The organism is Nocardia sp. bgisy118, from assembly GCF_057708605.1.
On sequence record NZ_JBYISM010000061.1, the window covers coordinates 1 to 4434 of the forward strand.

Annotated in this window: 3 protein-coding genes; all 3 read left to right on the plus strand. The window is 64.1% G+C overall.

Features of this window, described 5'->3' with window-relative positions; all coding sequences use genetic code 11:
* Positions 1 to 135: 135 nt before the first annotated feature.
* Entirely contained in the window at positions 136 to 1329 is a 1194-nt protein-coding gene (locus tag AC3EO7_RS37640; protein WP_435593859.1) for a tyrosine-type recombinase/integrase, read from the plus strand.
* Positions 1330 to 1385: 56 nt separating this feature from the next.
* Entirely contained in the window at positions 1386 to 3683 is a 2298-nt protein-coding gene (locus AC3EO7_RS37645; RefSeq protein WP_435593860.1) for a tyrosine-type recombinase/integrase, read from the plus strand.
* 143 nt (positions 3684 to 3826) lie between these two features.
* A complete protein-coding gene (locus AC3EO7_RS37650; RefSeq protein WP_435593861.1) occupies positions 3827 to 4354 on the plus strand; it encodes a single-stranded DNA-binding protein in 528 nt (175 codons plus the stop codon).
* Positions 4355 to 4434: the final 80 nt, after the last annotated feature.

Below are 4434 nucleotides of genomic sequence, written 5' to 3' on the forward strand. Positions count from 1 at the left end.
GGTTTTGTTGACTGCACTAACTGACTCGATTCCGATGAATCATGTTGGGGGGCCGAGTAATTCGGCTGCAGGACCGGTGTGGCAGGTTGTCCGCTCGTGTCTGCTGATCGTTGGACCCTGGCCGAGAGCCGGGATGTGCGCTCGCTGGTGGTGGCCCAGGTTGGCTCGGTGGTGGTCACCGCTGATCCGCTGGAGCCCGCTCGCCTGGTTGATGTCGATGGCTGTGCGGATGAGCACGTGCGCCAGTTCGTCCGCCACCTCGTGGCATGCGACTACCCCGCCACCACCTGTCGGTCGTATTTGTTGAGTTTGTTGCGTTGGTTCCGGTTCCTCGCCGCGGTACAGGTGCCGTGGAATCAGGCTGCGCGACATGATGTTCGGGACTTCGTGCTGTGGTTGCGAGTCGCCAAGAATCCGCAGCGGCGGCCTCGTCGCCGCGACGGGAGTCTGGCCGGGTCAGTGAATCCGGTGACCGGTAAGCGCACGCTGTCGGAAGGCTATGCGGCCTCGACGATCAATCACTCGCTGTCGGCGGTGAAGATGTTCTATGACTATCACCTGCTGACCGGGTTCGGTCCGGTGGTCAATCCTGTGCCCCTGCAACGTAGTCGCGGTCTGGATCGGGCGGGGTCGCATCGCAGCCCTGTCGAGCCGGCGCCGCTGAATGGGCGGGCTCCGTATCGGCAGCGCATCCGCACCAAATCGCCGCGGGCGTTGCCCGATGCGGTGTTCGATGATTTCTTCGCTGCCCTGCCGAGCAATCGTGATCGCGCGATCGTGTCGATCGCGGTCGGCTCGGGCCCGCGGGCCGACGAGTTGTTGCGGATGCGGTTGGAGGATCTCGACATCGGCCGCCAACTGGTCGCACTCGAAGGCAAAGGCCACCGTGAGCTGGAGTGGGTTCCCGCGCCGCCGGACGCGTTCTTGTGGTTGGCCGCCTATCTGGCCGAGACCGAGCATCTGCGCCCCGCGGGTGAGACTGGGGTGTGGTGGACGCTGCGGCGCCCGACGCGTCCTTTGACGTATTGGGCGTTGCGTCAGGTCCTCAACCGCGCCAATGAGCGTCTCGGCGCGAACGTGACGTTTCACGACTTGCGTCACACCTACGCGATGCGGCTGTTCGACGACCCGAACCTGTTGATCACCGACGTTCAGCGGTTGATGCGGCACCGATCGCTGGCCAGCACCCAGATCTACGCCCGGGCACGCATCGATGATCTGGTGCGCAAGATGCGCGAACATTACACTCGCCCGGCACCGGCCGAGCCGGGTCCGGATCCTTCCTACGATCCGGCCGCGATGGCCGTGCTGTTCCCGGGGCTCGCGTGACCGACTCCACCACGACCCACGCCCACGCCCCCCGAAAAGCTGCGGAAAACACACAATTGAGCAGCGGACTCGGTGCTGTCGCTAGCTCGCACCCGTTCTACGAGCATCCGATCACACCCGCTCACCACAGGGTCCTGTTCGACCATGCTCTTGGCATACTCACCGTTCGGCTGCCGGAGAGCCTGGCCCGCTTGAATCCGGTCACCCGCTACACGAGCGTGCTGGAAGCCTGGTTCGACTGGCTCGATCAGTTCCCCGGTGACACCTACCAGGCGCGGTGGGTGGCCAGCGGCGCCGACACCGACGGCCGCGGCTGGCTGGACTCGATTACCGCAAATCACCATCAGCGCAACCGATTCAGCCGCGCACACGAGGCGATCGTGTGTTGCGGCGCGATCCGACCCAGCTATGCGTTTCTGCTGACCGTGCGGAGCAAACGGTTGTGGTCGACCTGGCGCCAGGAACACGACACCGCCATGTTCACCCGAATCGCCCAGGTCGCCGACGGCTTGGGCCGCGACCCATCCAAGACCGGCGCCACGCTGATCGACTTCTGTCGCATGTCGATCCGCACCGGAAAACCCCTGGCGGAGTTGACAGTTGATGATCTACTCGACTATCGGATCGCGGTCATCGACATCAAGGGCACCAACAACTCGATCTCCTACGCGACGGCCTACCACTGCGGTCGGGCGATCGGTCTGTTCGGTGACGGGCCCGCCGAGTTCGAGGCGCTGCTCACCATGAAACAGCGCAGCCCGGCCGAGATCGTCGCCCAATACGAGATCGCCAGCGATTCGATGCGCTGGCTGCTGACCGAATACCTCACCGACCGGCGCCCGAGCATGGACTACACGTCGTTCTACCAACTCGCGCACCGGCTTTGCCGATTGTTCTGGGGTGACATCGAAGCCCACCATCCTGGCATCGACACCCACCGACTGAGCCGAACCCAGATCGAAGCCTGGAAACAACGGCTGATGACGTTGGCGGATGGATCGCCTCGGAAGAGACCCGGTGAAGTGCTGCTGGCAGTGCGCTGTTTCTACCTCGACATCAACCATTGGGCCAACGACGAGCCGCAGCGCTGGGCGCAGTGGGCCGCGCCTTCGCCGGTGACTCGCCAAGACGCCCGCGTCCTACCGCGAGAACGCCGTTCGGAGACCGCGAGGATCCACGCCCGCATCCGCGAACTCTCGCCCCTGTTACCGACACTCGTGCGCAGCGTCCGCCAGCACTACGACACCGCAGTTCAATGCCTGCAACTGGCCCGCACCACCGCACCCGGCAAGCAGTTCGCGATCAACGGACGCATCTACATTCGCCCGAGGACCAGTTACGGTTCCAGCAGTCGCCCGCGGCTGCAAACCGACGACGGCTCGATAATGCACCCGGAATCGGTTGAGCACGACGCGTTCTGGTCCTGGGCGATGATCGAGGTGCTGCGCCACACCGGCATCCGCATCGAAGAGCTGCTCGAGCTGACTCACCATTCGATCCAGCCCTACCGTCAACCCAACGGCACCATCGTCCCGCTGCTACAGATCGCACCGTCCAAGACCGACACCGAGCGTGTCATCCCGGCCGGTCCCGAACTCACCTCCGTGCTGGCGAAAATCATCGCCCGCGTCGCCGGCGATGATGGCGCGATCGCGGTGGTCAGTCGTCACGACGAGCACGAACGGGCTTGGAGCGAGCCTATGCCGTATCTGTTCCAATACCGGTTGGCCGGACGCCCGCGCACCTTCAACTCCGGCACCCTGCGTGATTACCTCGGCCGCGCAGTCGAACGCGCCGGCCTGGCCGCCCAGATCACTCCGCACGACTTCCGGCGCCTGTTCACCACCGACGCCGTCAACAACGGCCTGCCCGTCCACATCGCAGCACAACTACTCGGACACCAAGACCTCAACACCACCATGAGCTACACCGCGATCTATCCGCACGAGGTGTTCACTCGCTACCAGCAATTCATCCAACGACGCAGGGCCGAGCGACCCACCGAGGAATACCGCGCCCCCACCGCCCCCGAACTCGCCGATTTCGCAGCGCACTTCGGGCGCCGCCGGATCGAGCTCGGCAGTTGCGTGCGCCCCTATGGCACACCCTGCGTCCACGAACACGCCTGCCTGCGCTGCCCATTCCAGCAGATCGAACCCACACAGCTGCCGCGCCTGGACGAAATCCAAGCCGACATCACCAAACGCATCGACACCGCCCGCACCCAACAATGGCTCGGCGACATCGACCAACTCCAAACCACCCTCACCCACATCGAGGCCAAACGAGACAACCTGCTCGCACTGATCTCCCAACCCGGCCCCGGTCTGCTCGTTCCAACAACCGAACCCTGAAATCATCACGCATCCAACACATCTGCGCCATCGCCGTGCCATCGATGCTCAGGGTCACGGCTACTGGGTCGCTGGGCTCCATCCGCGGCTGCCGCCGTTGCCGATCCGTTCACGTCCAACTACTCGATTAGGAGACGATCGTCATGGCTACAGATCCGATAATCACGATCTCGGGAAATCTCACCGCCGCCCCAGAACTCCGATTCACTCCCGCTGGCACCGCCGTCACGAATTTCACCGTCGCCTCGACACCACGGGTCTTCGACCGCAAAACCAACGAGTTCAAAGACGGCGACGCAATGTTCATGCGCTGCAACGCCTGGCGCAACCTCGCCGAGAACGTCGCCGAGAGTCTGGACCGCGGCTCCAACGTGATCGTCACCGGACGTCTCAAACAGCGCAACTACGAAACCCGCGAGGGCGAAAAGCGCACAGTCGTTGAGCTCGAAGTCGACAACGTCGGCCCGTCGCTGATGTTCGCCACCGCCAAAGTCACCCGGGTCTACAAGAACACCAACAACGCTGCGAGCAACACCGCCGTCTCAGATCCCTGGGCGGACACCGCGAGCGGCAGCTTCGGCGGCGCAGACCGGCGGGGCCCCACGGAAACTCGCGAACCAGCCCTCGCCAACTCCCGCGCAGACACCAAGGACGACGAACCTCCGTTCTGATCGTTCCGCCCCTTCGCTCCGGTCGGGCATCACCTGACCGGAGCGTCGCCGACGCCGCAACGATCAGTAGTGCAGATAAG